We start from the raw sequence: 16,684 nt of genomic DNA, 5'->3' as shown, positions 1-16,684 counted from the left end.
GACATACGAAGCCAGCGTAGTCCGTCGCGAGGGGTGCAGCGCAGTGAAGATCGTCGGGGTCGACGTGTGGGTGGTGACGGTGCCGATGCGCACCGCGTTCACCTCCTCGTTCGAGACCAAGACCGGCAACACCCGCACCGTGCTGCGGTTGCGCACCGACGAGGGCGTCGACGGTTGGGGCGAGACGATGTGGGGCGCGCCGACCGCGGCCCTGGTGCGCCAGCTCGCGCCGATCCTGATCGGGCGCAGCCCGTACGAGCTGGAGCGGTTCCACGCCGACACGCACATGCTGCCGTTCTTCCACGGCTACCTCGGCTACGCGGCGAAGGCCGGCATCGACGTCGCCTGCTGGGACCTGATCGGCACGGCGGCCGGCCGCCCGGTGTACGAGCTGCTCGGCGGCCGGGTGCGCGACCGGGTGCCGCTGACCGCGCTGGTGACCCGCGCCGACGCCGGCGAGGTCGCACCGGCCGACCTGCCGGGCGCGCTCGCCGAGCACACCGCTGCCGTCGTCGGCGAGTACGGCTTCACCGCGGTGAAGCTGAAGGGCAGCACCGATCCGGACGGCGACGTGGCGATCCTGCGGGCGATCCGGGCCGCGCTGCCGCGGATCCGGCTGCGGGTGGACCCGAACGCGGCCTGGTCGGTGCCGGACACGCTGCGGCTCGGCGGCGCGCTGCAGGAGCTGTCCCTGGAGTACTTGGAGGATCCGGTCGTCGGCATCGAGGGCATGGCCACGGTCCGCACCAGGCTGGGGATTCCCTTGTGCACCAACATGTGCGTGGTGCGCTTCGAGGAGTTCGCCCCGGCGGTACGGGCCGGCGCGGTCGACGTGATCCACGGCGACGTGTTCAAGTGGGGCGGCATCGCCGCGAACAAGGCGCTCGCCGCGCACTGCGACACGTTCGGGCTGGGGATGAACCTGCACTCCGGTGGCGAGCTCGGCATCTCCACCGCGGCGCACCTGGCGCTGGCGGCGAGCACCCCGGCGCTGCGGTACGCGATCGACTCGATGTACTACCTGCACGCGGACGACCTGGTCACCGAGCCGTTCGCGCTCACCGACGCGGCCCTGCCGGTACCGGCCGGGCCCGGGCTCGGCGTCACCGTCGACGAGGAGAAGCTGGCGCGCTACGGCGAGCCGGCATGACCGTACCGCCCATAACGGCTCTTACCATGAAATTACGCCATTGACCCGCGCCGATCCGATCACGTGCTGTAGCTTCATAGTTGCCGTAAGTGTTCGTGAGGTCAGCCTCGCGAACAGAACGGAGGGGAAGCGGCCATGTTGATCGGCATTGGCGTGGGCATCGCAATCATCATCGGCGCGTGTCCCTGGTGGTGACCAGGCGGGTCCGACCACCACGGCGATCGGTTGGCGGCCCGGCGGTGCGGCCGGCCCGACCACGGGGGGATCGCCCGGAAAACCGAAGGCCTCTGGCGCATGGCGTCAGGGGCTTTCGGCCGTCCGGGCACGCGGCCGCTCAGCGGCTGCGCTGCTCGCCGTAACCGGGGCCGTCCACCTGCTCGCGCACCCGACCGCGGTCCGGCGCGCCGGCCGTGGTGACCGCCTGCGCGGCCGAGATCAACGCCAGATGGCTGAACGCCTGCGGGAAGTTGCCGAGCATCCGGTTCTGCTCGATGTCGTACTCCTCGGCGAGCAGCCCGACGTCGTTGCACAACCCGAGCAACTGGTCGAACAGGTCGGTGGCCTCCTCGGTGCGGCCGGCCATCGCGTACGCCCGGACCAGCCAGAAGCTGCACATCAGGAACGCGCCCTCGCCCGGCGGCAGGCCGTCCACGGCGGTCTTGTCCGCCTCGGTCGGCTCGGTCGAGTACCGCTTGACGAACGGCCCGTCGCGCAGCTCCCGCTCGATCACCGCCATCGTGCTGACGAACCGCTCGTCGTCGGCCGGCAGGAAACCCATCTGCGGCATCAGCAACACCGCGGCGTCCACAGTGGACCCGCCGTAGTACTGGGTGAACGCGCCGATCTCGTCGTTCCAGCCCTTGGTCAGGATCTCCTCGTGCACCTCGTCGCGCATCGTGCGCCAGCGCTCGACGTCGCCGGGCAGCCCGCTCACCTCGACCGCCTGCACCAGCCGGTCGAGCGCGACCCACACCATCATCCGGGAATGGGTGAAGTGCCGCAGCTCGCCGCGCACCTCCCAGATCCCGTTGTCCGGCTGATCCCACTTGGACAGCAGGTTGTCGGCCAGCGCCAGCTGCAGCGGCCAGGAGAAGTCGTCCTCCTTGATCCCGTCGATGCGCGCCTCGTGCAGCGCGTCCAGCACCTCGCCGTACACGTCGAGCTGCAGCTGGCCGCTCGCCGCGTTGCCGATCCGCACCGGCTTGGCGCCCTGGTACCCGTCGAGCGTGTCCACCGTCCACTCGAACAGCCGCCGCTCGCCGGCCACGCCGTACAGGATCTGCAGGTCCTCGGGGTCGCCGGCGACCGAACGCAGCAGCCAGGACCGCCACGCCTTCGCCTCCGCCGTGTACCCGTGGTCCAGCATCGAGCGCAGCGTCAGCGACGCGTCCCGCAGCCAGCAGTAGCGGTAGTCCCAGTTGCGCTCGCCGCCGAGCTGCTCGGGCAGCGAGGTGGTGGGTGCCGCGACGATGCCGCCGGTCGGCTCGTAGGTCAGCGCCTTCAGGGTCAGCGCCGAACGCACCACCTGCGCCCGGTACGGCCCGCGGTACTTGCACTTGCGTGCCCAGCTGCGCCAGAACCGCTCGGTGCGGGGCAGCTGCTCGTCCGCGTCGTGCACGGTCGGCACCGTCTGGTCCGAGGACGGGTACCAGGTCATCGAGAAGGTGCGCCGCTCCCCCGCCGTGACGGTGAACTCGGCGGTGTGCCGGTGATCGGTGGAGTCGTGCTCGGGCAGCGGATCGCCGCGCAGGCAGACCGCGTCCGGCCCGCCGATGGCGGTGATCGCCGGCTGCCCCTGGGCGTCGAGCCGCCGCTGCACCCACGGCACGATCTCGCCGTAGTCGAACCGGATGACCCACTCCATCCGCATCTCGACCGTGCCGTCGACGCCCTCGACGACGCGCATCACGTCGGCGCGACGGTCCCGCACCGGCATGAAGTCGATGACCCGGACCCGGCCCGTCGGGGTCACGAAGTCGGTTTCCAGCACCATCGTCTCGTCCCGGTACCGTCGGTGCACCGACGTGATCTCGCCGACCGGGCAGAGCTGCCAGCGGCCGTCGGACGGGCCGCCGAGCAGCGCGCTGAACACACCGGGCGAGTCGAACCGGGGCAGGCACAGCCAGTCGATCGACCCGTCCGTGCCGATCAGGGCGGCGGAATGGGTGTCACCGATCAAGGCATAGTTCTCGATGGGCAATGGCATGACACCATTCTGTCCCCTCGACGCCCGCGTCGCAGGTCACCGCGTGTCCCGACCGGATGCGGCGGACCCGCCCCGGGCGCCGAGCACGCGGCGGGCGACGCGTTGCGCCGCGCCGCCCCTAGTGGGTGTCCTCGGCGCGGCGGGAGCGGGTGAACGCGACACCGCCCAGCGCCAGCCCGGCCAGCCCGGCGACCAGCCCGATCACCCCGACGGTCAGCGCCGTACCGGAGCTCGGCCCGTCGCTCTTCCCGGCCGCCGCGGCCTTGGTCGGGGTGGCGGCCGGCGCACCCGGTGCGCCGCTCGCGGCCAGGGTCAGTACCGGCGCCGGGTTCTCCAGCTCGCTGTCGCTGCTGCCGGTCTGGATCCAGCGCACCACCTTGCCGTCGGAGTAGGTCTGCAGCGCCTTGAACGTCATCGTGCCGGACTTCGGCAGCGGCCCGAGGCTGACCGGGAACTCCTGGAACTGCCCCGGTTCGATCGCGGCACCCGACTGCGCGGTCCAGGTGATGCGGTCGACCGCCTCGGTCACGTTGCCGCCCTCGGTGGTCAGCGGTTTGGCCAGCTTCGCCTTGTGCAGCACCGCCTTCCAGCCCGGTACCGGCTGGACGCTGACCGACGCCACCGGGTGATCGGTCGGCAGGTACACCACGAGCTTGGTGGTGCTCGCGGTGTCCGACTCGGTCGGCACCCGGAACGCCACCCGGGCATAGCCGCCCGGCTCGGCGGTACTGGGGTTGACGGTGACGTGCGCCGCGGCCGGCGCCGCCACGGCGAGCGCGCCGACCACCCCGGCGAGCACCGACAACAGCAGCTTCTTGCGCTTCATCTTGTCCCTTTCGAACAGTCCACTGTGAATCGACGTCAGCGCACCGGCACCGTGGTCGTGACGGTCGACTCGTCGATCTCGGAGATTCGCAGCGTGAACGAGAACTTCCAGTTGCCGGCCTTCGGCAGCGCCACGTCGGCGATCGCGTGGTTGTCGGTGATCGCCTCGGTCGGGATCGTGATCGGGCCGATGCCGGCGCTGGGCAGGCTCGCGGTCACCTTCCACTGGCGCACCCGTACCGGGCTGCCGTCGTCCGGGTGGTACGCGATGGCGTGCAGGGTGTTCTTCCCGGTGCGGGCCGGGTCGAGCTGCACCTGCAGGCTGAACAGCTTGTCGTTCAGGGTGGCCGAGTACGGCAGGTTCTTCGCCTCGCTGGCCGCGCTGGTCGCCGACCGCGCTGGTGTGGTCTGCACCAGCACCGCGGTGACGCCGAGGATGACCGCCGCGATGCACAGCTCCACCAGGATCAGCCGCCACAGCGCCCGCCGATCCACAGTGGACGGCTCGGCCGGCGGCTCCGGTTCCGCACCGGCGGCGGCGCCGGGCAGGCGCTTGCCGGCCGGCGCGCCGGGACTCCGCGCCTCGGCGGTGTCACGGTGGCCCGACCCGGCCGCGTACACCTCTTCCCAGACCGGGTCGGTGAACTCGGTCGCGTCCGGATCGTCGGCCGAGCCCGCGCCGTCGTCCGGCTCGGCGCCCACGGTCCGCTCGGCACCGTCCGCCCGTTCGACGTGATCGCCCGGCTTCGCGGCGTCGCCCGCTCCGCCGGCGACCGACACCTCGCCCTCGTCGGACGCTCCGCCAGCGACCGGCACCCCGCTCTCGTCGGACGCTCCGGCGGCGACCGGCACCTCGCCGTCGGATGCGTCGGCCGCGGGCCGGGCGGGGAGGCCGGCCAGGGCGTACCGGCGGGAGGCGGAACGGGAGTAGGAGGCGACCGCGAGGATCGCGGCGAAGGCCACCACCTTGACGATGATCAGCTGCCCGTACAGCGTCTGCACCAGCGCCGACGGCGTGCCCAGCTGCAGGCAGGCCTGCACGATGCCGGCGGCGGCGAGCACGCTGACGGCGATCGTGGCCCACCGCGACCAGACCGGCAGTACCGCGGCGAGCTCGCGCGGCGCCGCCCGGGGCAGCAGGAAGCACACCAGCATCACCAGCCCGCCCAGCCAGGCGGCGATCGCGCCGAGGTGCACCGCGTCGGACAGTACGGTCAGCCACGGCACCGGTGAGGTGCTCGGGTGCCCGCCGTAGCCCCAGGTGAACACGGCGAGCGCGGCCATCACCGCGAGCGCGACGCGTTCCCCGGTACCGAGCCGGTTGCGCCGGGCCGCGCCGATCACCGACAGCAGCGGTACCGCGGCGGCGAGCAGAATCAGCCGGGCCAGGTGGGCCCAGCCGAACCGGCTGTTCATGATCTGCACCAGATCGTGGTAGCCGACCGAGGTCAGCGACCCGCCGGTCGAGTACGGCACCTGCAGGTACCCCTCGGCCAGCGTGGACACCGCCACCAGCAGCACGCCGAGGCCCATCACCCGGGCCGGCCCGCGCCGTGGCAGCCGCCGCGGCCACAGCGAGATCAGTACCAGGGCGGCGCCGACGGCGAGCACCATGCCGGCGTAGCCGAGGTAGCGCACGACCGGCATCGCGACCCCGACCACCGGCTGCTCGGCGGCGCCGGTACCGCCGGTCGCGGCCGGCGCGGTCTTCGACGGCGCACCGATGGAGAACGAGAAGCCGCCGGCGACCGGATGGCTGTCGGCCGAGATGATCCGGTAGGTGACGAGGAAGGTGCCCTTGGGCAGCCGCTCGGACAGCGGGATCGACAGCACCGTGCCGTCGTGCGTCAGCGTGGGCGTGCCGCCGACCTTCGCCCCGGTCGGCGCGACCACCCCGATGTCGGCCGGGACCAGTTGCACCGGCTCGTTGAACGTCAGCGTGACGCGCGTCGGGGTGTCCTGCACGATCGAGCCACTGCCCGGGTCGGTACGCAGCAGCACCGCGTGCGCGCTCGCCGGCCCGGCCGGCAGCAGTACCGCGAGCGCGGCCACCACGGCCGCAAGCAGGAGTCCGAGCGCGCGGCGGCGGGCGGAGCGGGGCGAAGCCGAGATGTGCACCCTCGTCCGGATCGCGGTCACGACTCCCCTGCCGACCGGCCGCACCACGCCCGCCGGCCGACCCGCGCCGGCCCCGGGATCGCGCCGACCGCCGCGGTCCACCCCTCGCCACACCTCATGCCAGTACTGTCGTCGGGTCCGCCGGCGCGGTTCCCGACGTGACGTGGCTCACACGATAGCGCGCGAACGGAGCCGCGCCGGCGGCCGGCCCGTCCGATGCAGGGCGGTACCCGGACCGGATTCGAACAATCCGGTCACGTGTGGCGCCCGGACGCGTTGAGCATGTCGACGCACTCCGTGTGGTCATGGCAAGTTAGAAGCCACCAACCTAGGACCCGGGACGGTCAGCAGATGACGTTCGAACAGGCGACGCCGATGGATCCCCGCTCACCCGCCTACTGGCTGCGGTTCGACCGCACCCAGGTCGGCTCCTGGGTCGCACTGGTGCTCCGGCTCGGCCTGTCGGTGGTCTGGCTGGTCTCCGGCGGCACCAAGATCGTCGACCTGTCCCAGTCGGTGAGCTCGGTCGCCGCGTACAAGCTGTTCCCGTACTGGCTGTCCACCGTGATCGGGTCGGCGCAGCCGATCATCGAGGTGCTGCTGGGGGTGGCGCTGCTGGTCGGCATCGCGGTGCGGGTGATGGCGGCCGCCTCCGCGGTGCTGTTCCTCATCTACATCGGCGGCATCATCTCGGTCTGGGCCCGCGGGCTGCGCATCGACTGCGGCTGCTTCTCCTCCGGCGGGGCGCTCGGCGCCGACCAGTCCACCACCTACGGGCTCGACATCGTGCGAGACATAGGCTTCGTGCTGCTGGCGCTGTTGGTGTTCTGGTGGTCGCGGTCCCGGTTCTCGCTGGACTCGGTGCTGTTCCCGCCCGTTCCGGCGGTGGACGACGACGAGGACGACGATGAGTAGTCGCAAGGGGCAGAAGCGCGCGAACCAGCTGATCCGGGCCCAGCAGGCGGCCGAACGCCGCCGGCGCCGGACCATCTGGATCTCCGCGGTGGCGGTGCTGGCGGTGCTGCTCGCCGGCGGCGTGACCGGCGCGATCTACCTGAGCCACCGCAACGCCCAAGCCGCCCAGTCGTACGCGATGCCGGTCGGTGCGACCCGCACCGACCTGGGCGTGCCGGTCAGCAACGGCGGCGTCGACGTCGACATCTACCTCGACTACATGTGCCCGCACTGCAAGGAGTTCGAGACGCTGGCGGCCGGCCCGCTCAACGACTTCTCCGGCAACAACACGATCACCCTGACCTACCACCCGCTCAACTACCTGAACCGGTACTCGTCCGGCACCGAATACTCCACCCGGTCGGCCGCGGCGGCCGGGTGCGCCGCGGACGCGAAGAAGCTGCCCGACTTCACCTCGGCGATCTTCGGCAAGCAGCCGGCGGAGAACAGCAAGGGCCTGACCAACCAGCAGATCCTCTCGATCGCGCACGGTGCCGGCATCACCGGCGCCACCTTCGACAAGTGCGTGACCTCGCAGAAGTACGCGAAGTGGGTGACGCACGTGTCCAACGCCGCGCAGGCGAAGGGCGTGCAGCAGACCCCGACCGTGTTCGTGGACGGCAAGCAGGTCGACGCCTCGGTCAGCGCCGTGACGAACGCGATCAACGCGGCGGGCTGAGCCCCGACACCCTGACGCCCCGACGCCCCGACGCCCCGACGCCGCGTTCGGGAGCCGGCGGGCCCACCGCTACCCGACCCGCGGCGATCCGGGGGCGTCTGCCGGAAACCCGCTCGCCACCGTCCCGCCCTTCGTACGCTCCAGGCAGGACCACGGGGGGGCGAGATGGGCACCGACGAGCTGCCGTACCAGGACCGGACCGACTTCGAGAACGCCGACCGGGGCCGGATCGGCGCCCTGGAGCCCTGTGTCGTCACCGATGCGCACGGCCACCAGGTGTGGAACAACGACGCGTTCGGCTTCCTCGCCGACGACTGCCCGGACACGGCGAACCCGAGCCTGTGGCGGCAGTCCCAGCTGTGCGCCCGGCACGGGCTCTACGAGGTCACCGACGGCATCTACCAGGTGCGCGGGCTCGACCTGTCGAACATGACCCTGGTCGAGGGAGACACCGGGGTGATCGTGATCGACCTGCTGGTGTCGGCGGAGGTGGCCACCGCCGCGCTCGCGCTGTACCGACGGCATCGCGGCGAGCGCCCGGTGACCGCGGTGATCCACACGCACTCGCACATCGACCACTTCGGCGGCATCGACGGCGTGCTCGGGCCCGACGACGACGTACCGATCGTCGCGCCGGCGGGGTTCCTGGAGCATGCCGTGTCGGAGAACGTCTACGCCGGTACCGCGATGCTGCGCCGCGGCGTCTACCACACCGGGGCGTCGCTGCCGCCCGGTCCGACCGGGTTGATCGGCACCGGGCTGGGGCAGACGGCCTCGCAGGGCACGGTCGGGCTGCGACCGCCCACTGTGGACGTCACGCACACCGGCCAGACCGAGACGCTGGACGGGGTGGAGATCGAGTTCCAGTGCACCCCCGGCACCGAGGCGCCGGCGGAGATGAACTTCCTGTTCCCGCAGCGCCGGGCGCTGTGCCTGGCCGAGAACGCCACGCACAACCTGCACAACATCCTCACCCTGCGCGGCGCGGTGGTGCGCGACGCCCGGGTCTGGGCGCGCTACCTCAACGAGGCGATCGTGCGGTACGCGGACCGGGCGGACGTCGCGTTCGCCTCGCACCACTGGCCGACCTGGGGCCGGGAGAACATCGTCGGCTACCTCACCGAGCAGCGCGACCTGTACACCTACCTGCACGACCAGACGCTGCGACTGCTCAACCAGGGGCTGGTGGGCAGCGAGATCGCCGAGCGCATCGAGCTGCCGCCGGCGCTCGCCACCGCCTGGCACGCCCGCGGCTACTACGGTTCGGTCAGCCACAACGTCAAGGCGATCTACCAGCGCTATCTCGGCTGGTTCGACGGCAATCCGGCACACCTGTGGGAGCATCCGCCGACGGAGCAGTCGAAGCGGTACGTGGACTGCCTCGGCGGGGTGGCCGCCACGGTGGCCGTCGCCAAGCGGTACGCCGACGACGGTGACCTGCGGTTCGCGGCGACGCTGCTCAACCATGCGGTGTTCGCCGACCCCACCGACACCGCGGCGAAGGCGCAGCTGGCCGACGTGTACGAGCGGCTCGGGTTCGGCGCCGAGAACGGTACCTGGCGCAACTTCTACCTGGTCGGTGCGCAGGAGCTGCGGCACGGCATCCAGCCCGGCCACCAGGTCGACTCGGCCGGCATGCTCGCGGCGCTCACCGTCGAGCAGCTGTTCGACTCGATCGCGATCCGGCTGGACGGCCCGCGCGCCGCCGAGGAGGCGTTCACGATCGACTGGCAGCTGACCGATTCCCGGCAGTGGTACCGGATGCAGCTGTCGAACGGCGCGCTCAGCCACTGGCCGCTGGACGAGCCAGGGGCCGGCGCCGACCTGACCCTGAGCCTGACCAGGCGGCAGCTGCTCGGCCTGCTCGGCGACGGTGCCGTGCTCACCGGGGTGGGCGTCGACGGCGACTCCGCGGTACTCGGGCGGCTCCAGTCGCTGCTCGACCGGCCGGACCCGGCGTTCCCGATCGTCACTCCCTGACGTCCGTGGAACCGTTGCGGGGCAACGGTTCCACGGACGTCACAGGCCGGCGATTCCCTTGCCGATCAGGACGACCCCGATCAGGCCGAGTACCGCGGTCATCACCGCGGCGTTGTGCGCCACCAGCCAGGTGCGCAGCTCGGTGAGGGCACCGCGCGCCCGCTCCCGCGCCACCGCGTACGCGAGCACCGGCAGCGCGACGGTGCAGCCGGCGAGCACGGTGAAGATCGCGACGACCACCACGATCTGCCCGATCGCCAGGTCGGCCGAGCCGATCGAGACTCCGGCGGCGAGGATCATCGCGAGGTTCTTCGGGTTCACCCCGGAGAGCAGGAACGCCAGCCCTGCGGCCTTGGGCAGCGTCATCGTGTCGATGGCCGCCATCCACTTGGGCGCCTTCGGTTCCGCGCCCGGACGGGGCCGGGACCGCCACTGCCGGCCGGCCAGCAGCACGGCGCCGGCACCGAGGACCAGCTTGACGATCGCGCCGGCGGTCGAGCCGCTGCCGTGGCCGCTCAGCCCGATCGCGGAGGCGATCATGACCACGACCACGCTGACCACCACGATGCCGGCGAGCCAGCCGAGCAGGAACCCGAGGCTCGCCCCACCGGCCCGCGGCGCGAGCAGGGTGAGAATCACCGCGACGATCGGGATCGGACTGATCGCGACGGTCAGGGCAAGCGGCAGGATGTCCCCGATCACCTCGCGCACGTGGCCCTCCCGCTCCCGCCGGCAAAGTGTCTACTTTGGACAATAGATGATCGATCCGGCTTGGCTGGGCCGAACCACGATCGTCGCGGCATCGGTGATTACCGCGCATCGGGTCAGCAACCGCGCAAACCGACAGCCGAGTTTCGCGGATCGGGTCGGTGGGCGTCGGAGGCACCGTAGCGTCGAAGCAGGACCGATTTTTCAGGGGGAGCCATGGCGCGTTCACAGCACGCCGGCCTGGCGATGGCCGGGTCGGTGTTCGCGGCGACGATGATGGTGATGATCGGCGTTTTCGAGGCGATCATGGGCGTCGTCGGGATCGTGAAGAACCAGTTCTACGTGGCCACGAACAACTACCTGTTCGATCTGGACACGACCGCCTGGGGCTGGGTCCATCTGGTGCTCGGCGTGTTGCTCGTCCTGGTGGGCATCGCCCTGTTCGGCGGCGCCGGCTGGGCGGCGGTGACCGCGATCGCGCTGGCCGGCCTGTCGGCGATCAACAACTTCTTCTTCCTGCCGCACTACCCGATCTGGTCGATCGTGGTGATCGCCGCGAACGTGTTCGTGATCTGGTCGCTGGCCACGGTCATCAACAGCCGGACCGCCTCGCGCCGCGAGGACTGGCAGGCGACCGGCGGCGGCGCGGAGAAGTGGCCGCAGCGCAACGTGGGCGCACCGGCCCGCACCGCGGCCGACGCCGACGCGCCGAGCCGGGCCACCGGCGGTACCGACGCGCCGCGGCACGCGGCCACCCAGCAGGCGCGCGACACCGCGGCCGACGCGCACATCGTGCCGGAGCACCGCGCCGACACCTGAGAGGTCCTGGCCGCAAGGACGGTCGACACCTTCCGGCCAGGACCGTCGAGACAGCACCGCCCCACGGTCGGGCGTCGCGGCTAGGCTCGGGCCATGACTGAACAGGTACGGCTGGCCCAGGGCGACGCGGCGCCCGACTTCACGTTGCCCACCGACGACGGCGATCAGCTGACGCTGTCCGCGCTGCGCGGCCGGAAGGTGATCCTCTACGCCTACCCGGCGGCGATGACCCCGGGCTGCACCAAGCAGGCCTGCGACTTCCGCGACTCGCTCGACTCGCTGGCCGCGGCCGGCTACCAGGTGGTCGGCATCTCCCCGGACCAGCCGGCCAAGCTGGCGAAGTTCCGGGAGCGCGACGGCCTGACCTTCCCGCTGGTCTCGGACCCGGAGAAGAAGGTGCTGTCGGCCTACGGCGCGTTCGGCGAGAAGAAGAACTACGGCCGGGTGGTGCAGGGCGTCATCCGGTCCACCTTCGTCATCGACGAACAGGGTCGGATCGAACTGGCGCAGTACAACGTTCGAGCGACGGGGCACGTCGCGAAGCTGCGCCGCGACCTCGGCCTCTGAACCCACCGGTTCGCCCCGGCGTGATCCCGGCCGGTCGGCGCGGCCGCAGCTGCGAGAGCGCCGCACCGGCCAGGACCACCAGGGCACCGACCGGCTGGTTCCAGCTGAGGTGCTCGTGCAGCAGGCCGATGCCCGCCGCCGCCGCGACGATCGGGATCAGGTAAGTGACGGTCGCGGCGAGCACCGCGCCGCCGTCCCGGATCAGCCCGTACTGCAGGACGTAGGCGATGCCGGTGCCGAACGTGCCGAGCGCGGCGACGGCGAGCAGCGGCAGCGGCGCGACGTGCCGCGGCAGGCCGGTGAGCAGCGGCGCGACGAGAGCGACCTCGACCGCCGCGGCGAGCAGCTGACCGGCCGACAGCGCGAGGGCCGAGTTCGGCGTACCGGCGAGGAAGCGCCGCAGGTACACCCAGCCGACGCCGTAGCAGGCGGCCGCGCCGAGCGCCATCCCGGCGCCGAGCAGGTCGCCGCTCATCGCGCCGCGCCAGACGCCGAGTACCAGCAGCACGCCGAGGAAGCCGACCGCGAGCCCGGCGGTACGCCGCCGGTCGGGTCGCTCGTCCGGCAGCGCCAGCAACGCGACCGCGACCGTCCAGAGTGGAGTCGTCGCGTTGCAGATGCCGGCCAGGGTGGACGAGGTGTGCTGCTCGGCGTAGGCGAACAGGCTGAACGGGATCGCGTTCAGGATCAGCCCGGCCACCGCCAGGTGGAACCAGACCCGCCGGCCGCGCGGCAGCCGGTCCCGGCGTACCAGCAGGATCAGCAGCAGCGTGCCGGCCCCGAACAGGAGCCGGCCCAGCGTCACCTGGATCGGGCTGAACCCCTCGTCGCCGAGCTTGATGAACAGGAAGCTGAGCCCCCAGATCAGTGCGAGCAGCCCGAACCGGACGAGCCCGCTGGTCGGCGCCGTACGAATCACCATGCCGCCCATGCTCGTCCGGGCTGACTGTTTAGACAAGAAAATAGTTCTTCAGTGAATGCGTTAGCATCCCTGAAATGATGAGCCTGGAGCGGTTACACACCCTGCACGCCGTGGCCACGTACGGCTCGGTGACCGCCGCCGCGGACACGCTGCACCTCACCGCGTCCGCGGTCTCCCAGCAACTGGCGAAGCTGGAGCGCGAGACCGGCCACAAACTGCTCGAACCCCAGGGCCGCGGCGTCCGGCTCACCGGCGCGGCACAGCTGCTGGTCGAGCACGCCGGGCGGATCCTGTCCCTGGTCGAGGAGGCACAGGCCGACCTGGAGGCACACCGCGACCAGGTCATCGGGCACGTCACGATCGCCGTGTTCGCCACCGCCGCCCGGGGCATCATGCCGCGGCTGCTGCGCGCCGCCCGCGAGCAGTACCCGCGGCTGCGGGTCGAGCTGCTCGAGATCGACATGGACGACTCGCTGCCGCTGCTGGCCCGCGGCGACCTGGACGCCGCCCTGTACGGCGACTGGGTCAACTCGCCGCTTGCGCTGCCCGACGGGCTGTCCGGCGAGCACCTGCTCGACGACCCGATCGACCTCGTCCTGCCCGCCGACCACCCCATGGCCGACCGTGCCCAGGTGAGTCTGGCCGAGCTCGCCGGCGCCGACTGGATCGCCTGGACCAAGGGGTCGATCTGCTACGACTGGCTGCGCCAGACGCTGCGCGGGGCGGGCGTCGAACCGCGCATCGCGCACACCGCCGAGGAGCACCAGACCCAGCTGGCGCTCGTCGCGGCGGGCCTCGGCGCCGCGGTCATCCCCCGGATGGGCCGCGATCCGGTACCGGCCGGGGTGCGCGTGGTCGCCGTCGCGCCGACGCTGCGGCGCCGCTGCTACGTCGCCTGGCGCACCGGCACCGAACGCCGACCGGCCCTGCGCGGCCTGCTCGACCTGCTCCGCACGCACGCCCGGGCGGCCTGACCCGCGTCGCCCCGCGGCCGGATCAGCGCACCAGCGGCCGGGCGCTGATCAGCGTGGCTGCCGAGGCCGGATCGGCGGCCGAGCGGTGTGCCGCGTCCGGCCGTCGCGGCGAGCTCAGCGCACCGCGCCGGTGGCGAGCAGGGCGCGGGTGGCCTCCCAGCCCTCCAGGCTCTCGTCGAGCCGGGCCAGGTCCGCCGGACCGCGCAGCCGGTGCCAGCCCGGGCAGGCCGCGACGTCGCCGTGCGGCGGCGCGCCGGGCACCGTGCGGCCGGCGGCGCGCAGCCCGGCCTGGTCCGTACCGGTCAGCGCCGGATCGGCCGTGACCAGCCATTCCGGTACCGGCAGCCGGCTGGCCAGCGCGGCCAGGTCGGCCCGGTCCGGCAGCCGGGGCGCGGCCGCGACGGCCCGGTCGGACAGCGCCCGGAACAGCTTGCCGATCAGCAACCCGGGCAGGTCCGGCAGATCGGCCGGCAGCACCGCCGCCTGCCGGTACCCGGCCTGAGCCGCCGCGGCGAGCGCCGCGACCGGCCGCGCCGCGGCGATCTCGTACACCGGGGTGGTGGGCCAGCGGATCGCCTCGGCCAGCGGCCGGTCGGCCGCGGTGGCGGCCAGCGCGACGTCGACCTCGGCCAGCGGGGCGAGCAGGTCGACCACGTCCTCGGCGAGTGCCCGCCGCCACGCCTGCGCCGGCACCCCGGGCGGCGCCCAGCCGGGCGGGTCGAGCAGCACCAGCACGCAGCGCTCGGTCATCCGACCTCCTCCCGCGGCGCCGGTTCCAGCGACTCGCTCGGCTCGTCGTCGGTGTCGTGCAGCGACAGGCCGGCGGTGGCCGACACGCCCTCCAGGAAGCCGCGGGCCCGCTCGGTGCGCGGGTAGCGCGCCATCAGCTCCCAGAACCGGGCGTCGTGGCCGGCGACGACCAGATGGCACAGCTCGTGGAACAGCACGTAGTCGACCACCCAGTCGGGCATTCCCGCCAACCGGGTGGACAACCGGATGGTCCGGTCGGCCGGCGTGCACGAGCCCCACCGGCCGTTCTGGTTGCCGACCCAGCGCACGCTCGCCGGCACCGCCACCGCCGGATGGTCCGGCAGGTACCGCCGGGCGAGCCCACCGGCCCGTGCCAGCAGCTGGTCGTCGCTGCGCGGGGTGCGGCGTTCCCGCCGCTCCAGCCGCTGCACCATCCGGTCGACCCACTCGCGCTCCTCGCGGGCGCTGAACCGGGCCGGGATGAGCACCACGACGCGCTCCCCGTCGCGGTAGGCGGAGACCGTGCTGCGCCGGCGCGCGCTGCGCCGCACCTCGATGTCGGGCCCCGGCGGCGGGCCGCTGTGCTCGGTCACGCTCGCACGCTATCCGGCCCGGAGGCCCCGGGACCAGTTGCGACACCGTGGTACCGCCCGAAGCCGGTACGGCTTTCGCACCGTACGGGTGCGTTACCGGCTGGTTTTCCGGATTTCCTCGCGCGCGGCGCGTTGACCTCGCCTTGCGGTCCGCTTAGCGTCAGGGGCGACGAGATCCCGGCCGGTGCACGTTCCGGCGCTCGGGGAAGGTGGCGGATGCGTCGTCGCGCCGGGATCTCGCACCGACCGTGACGAGTCGGTGCGGGGGGCCGGGTCGCGAGCGGCGCGGCATCGTCGGATCCGGCGTAGGGCGCGGTCGGCACCGGCCGGGGGCGGCAACGCGGCCAGGGTGGCGTCCGGGCGCGGCGCGGCGAACCGCTACCCGTACTCTTAGTCCTCGTCCACACACAGTTGGTGATTGCTGGTTTGTGCGGGGCCGTCCGGCTCCGAGGTCGCGTTCCTCACACGCACCGCGCGGTGCGAGGGGGAGGGCAGCCTCGCTGGGTAGGGTCCGCGCCGGGCCGGAGCTGCGATCCGGCAGCGCCGGGACAACACGAGGAGGGGCACCGTGGCCGAGACTTACAACGGCTACTGCGTTAAGTGCAAGGAGAAGCGGGACTTCGAGGGCGAGGTGTCGGTCAGCGACTCCGGTCGCCGGATGGCCAAGGGCCCGTGCCCGGTTTGCGGCACGAAGATGAACCGGATCCTGGGCAAGGCCTGATCCACCGGGCGCGGGCGAGCCCGTGCCGACGGTACGGATCCGTTCGTACCGACGTTTCGCTCGAGACCGGAGGTGCCACCCGGCGCCTCCGGTCTTTTGCGTGTCCGGCCCGTTCCGCGCCGGCCTGGGGCCCGGTACGGGTGTCGGAACGGCGACAGGACGCACCGGATTCCTGTGGACAACCCGGTGATTTCTGTGGACAACCGGCGATCGTCGCGTACGGACTGTGGATAACCCGACCACGTCGAGCACCGACGAAGCACCGTGGACGGCATGAAGCGACCCATGCTGCTGCCGACCGTGACACCGCTGCACCGTGACCGCCGTTCGATCCAGGTGGGCCTGTCCGGCGCCCGTTCGCTGGTCCTGCACTCCGGCCGGTCGCCGGTGGCCCGGCTGTTGAAGCTGCTCGACGGCCGGCACACCGAGAGCTCGCTCCGACAGGAGGCGGCCCGGCTCGGCTTCGACACCGACGAGCTCGACCGGCTGCTGCGCGCGCTGACCGAGCGCGGGCTGCTGCGCGACGCGAGCAGCCTGCTTCCCGGCCGGCTCGCGCCGGCGACCCGGCGACGCCTGGAGCCCGAGGCGGCCGCGCTGTCGATGCGGCTGTCGAGCACGGTCTCCCCCGCCCGCGCGCTGGCCCACCGCCGCCGGGCGCGGGTGATCCTCGTCGGCCGCAGCCGGCTCACCGCGCCCACCGCCGCGCTGCTCGCCGCGG

At 72.3% G+C, this 16,684-nt stretch carries 16 protein-coding genes; 9 read left to right on the top strand and 7 right to left on the bottom strand.

All coding sequences use genetic code 11. The annotated features are described in order from the left end of the window. Positions 1–43: 43 nt before the first annotated feature. Positions 44–1,150: a mandelate racemase/muconate lactonizing enzyme family protein gene (locus NUM_RS18390; protein WP_207126117.1), complete on the top strand. Its 1,107-nt coding sequence runs from the start codon at positions 44–46 to the stop codon at positions 1,148–1,150. A 334-nt stretch (positions 1,151–1,484) separates the two neighbouring features. Here NUM_RS18390 and NUM_RS18385 read toward each other — a convergent pair whose 3' ends face one another. The 3 genes from NUM_RS18385 to NUM_RS18375 all read right to left on the bottom strand — a co-directional run bounded on the left by NUM_RS18385 (position 1,485) and on the right by NUM_RS18375 (position 6,320). Beyond that, positions 1,485–3,356, bottom strand: a complete 1,872-nt coding sequence (locus NUM_RS18385; protein ID WP_207126116.1) for a glycoside hydrolase family 15 protein — start codon at positions 3,354–3,356, stop codon at positions 1,485–1,487. Positions 3,357–3,474: 118 nt separating this feature from the next. Continuing rightward, positions 3,475–4,182, bottom strand: coding sequence for a YcnI family protein (locus NUM_RS18380; RefSeq protein ID WP_207126115.1), 708 nt, complete (start codon positions 4,180–4,182; stop codon positions 3,475–3,477). Between the two features lie 35 nt (positions 4,183–4,217). After that, positions 4,218–6,320 (bottom strand): copper resistance protein CopC, encoded by a 2,103-nt coding sequence (locus NUM_RS18375; protein WP_207126114.1) that lies wholly within the window; start codon positions 6,318–6,320, stop codon positions 4,218–4,220. Positions 6,321–6,650: 330 nt separating this feature from the next. On the opposite strand from NUM_RS18375, the gene NUM_RS18370 reads away from it, so the two are divergent. From NUM_RS18370 to NUM_RS18360, 3 genes are all read left to right on the top strand, one after another. After that, positions 6,651–7,214, top strand: coding sequence for a MauE/DoxX family redox-associated membrane protein (locus NUM_RS18370; protein WP_225918672.1), 564 nt, complete (start codon positions 6,651–6,653; stop codon positions 7,212–7,214). Further along, positions 7,207–7,932: a DsbA family protein gene (locus NUM_RS18365; protein ID WP_207126113.1), complete on the top strand. Its 726-nt coding sequence runs from the start codon at positions 7,207–7,209 to the stop codon at positions 7,930–7,932. The genes NUM_RS18370 and NUM_RS18365 overlap by 8 nt, the downstream gene beginning before the upstream one ends. A 165-nt stretch (positions 7,933–8,097) precedes the next feature. Continuing rightward, positions 8,098–9,912, top strand: coding sequence for an alkyl/aryl-sulfatase (locus NUM_RS18360; RefSeq protein WP_207126112.1), 1,815 nt, complete (start codon positions 8,098–8,100; stop codon positions 9,910–9,912). 39 nt (positions 9,913–9,951) lie between these two features. Here NUM_RS18360 and NUM_RS18355 read toward each other — a convergent pair whose 3' ends face one another. Next, positions 9,952–10,623 (bottom strand): GAP family protein, encoded by a 672-nt coding sequence (locus NUM_RS18355; RefSeq protein ID WP_207126111.1) that lies wholly within the window; start codon positions 10,621–10,623, stop codon positions 9,952–9,954. Between the two features lie 213 nt (positions 10,624–10,836). On the opposite strand from NUM_RS18355, the gene NUM_RS18350 reads away from it, so the two are divergent. Together NUM_RS18350 and bcp are read left to right on the top strand one after the other, a co-directional pair. Continuing rightward, positions 10,837–11,439: a DUF7144 family membrane protein gene (locus NUM_RS18350; protein WP_207126110.1), complete on the top strand. Its 603-nt coding sequence runs from the start codon at positions 10,837–10,839 to the stop codon at positions 11,437–11,439. Positions 11,440–11,532: 93 nt separating this feature from the next. Further along, entirely contained in the window at positions 11,533–12,006 is a 474-nt protein-coding gene (gene bcp / locus NUM_RS18345) for a thioredoxin-dependent thiol peroxidase (RefSeq protein ID WP_207126109.1), read from the top strand. Here the strand turns inward: bcp and NUM_RS18340 are convergent. Then, positions 11,915–12,928 carry a DMT family transporter gene (locus NUM_RS18340; protein ID WP_207126108.1) on the bottom strand — a complete coding sequence of 338 codons (1,014 nt, stop codon included), beginning with the start codon at positions 12,926–12,928 and terminating at the stop codon, positions 11,915–11,917. The two genes, bcp and NUM_RS18340, sit on opposite strands and share 92 nt — an antisense overlap. Before the next feature lie 74 nt (positions 12,929–13,002). Here NUM_RS18340 and NUM_RS18335 point away from each other — a divergent pair, with 74 nt between their 5' ends. Next, positions 13,003–13,902 carry a LysR family transcriptional regulator gene (locus tag NUM_RS18335; RefSeq protein WP_207126107.1) on the top strand — a complete coding sequence of 300 codons (900 nt, stop codon included), beginning with the start codon at positions 13,003–13,005 and terminating at the stop codon, positions 13,900–13,902. Positions 13,903–14,016: 114 nt separating this feature from the next. On the opposite strand, the gene NUM_RS18330 is transcribed toward NUM_RS18335, so the two are convergent. After that, a complete protein-coding gene (locus NUM_RS18330; RefSeq protein ID WP_207126106.1) occupies positions 14,017–14,652 on the bottom strand; it encodes a hypothetical protein in 636 nt (211 codons plus the stop codon). Beyond that, a complete protein-coding gene (locus NUM_RS18325; protein ID WP_207126105.1) occupies positions 14,649–15,245 on the bottom strand; it encodes a M48 family metallopeptidase in 597 nt (198 codons plus the stop codon). Before NUM_RS18325 ends, NUM_RS18330 begins: the two co-directional genes overlap by 4 nt. A gap of 568 nt (positions 15,246–15,813) precedes the next feature. Here NUM_RS18325 and NUM_RS18320 point away from each other — a divergent pair. Next, positions 15,814–15,966, top strand: a complete 153-nt coding sequence (locus NUM_RS18320; protein WP_169745899.1) for a DUF5679 domain-containing protein — start codon at positions 15,814–15,816, stop codon at positions 15,964–15,966. A 273-nt stretch (positions 15,967–16,239) separates the two neighbouring features. After that, positions 16,240–16,684: hypothetical protein (locus tag NUM_RS18315; RefSeq protein WP_370467014.1), on the top strand; the 445-nt coding region annotated here is incomplete at its 3' end.

Origin of the sequence: Actinocatenispora comari, assembly GCF_017312725.1 — a bacterium.
GTDB classification, from domain to species: Bacteria; Actinomycetota; Actinomycetes; order Mycobacteriales; family Micromonosporaceae; genus Actinocatenispora; species Actinocatenispora comari.
This window is presented reverse-complemented; position numbering and strand designations above follow the sequence as displayed.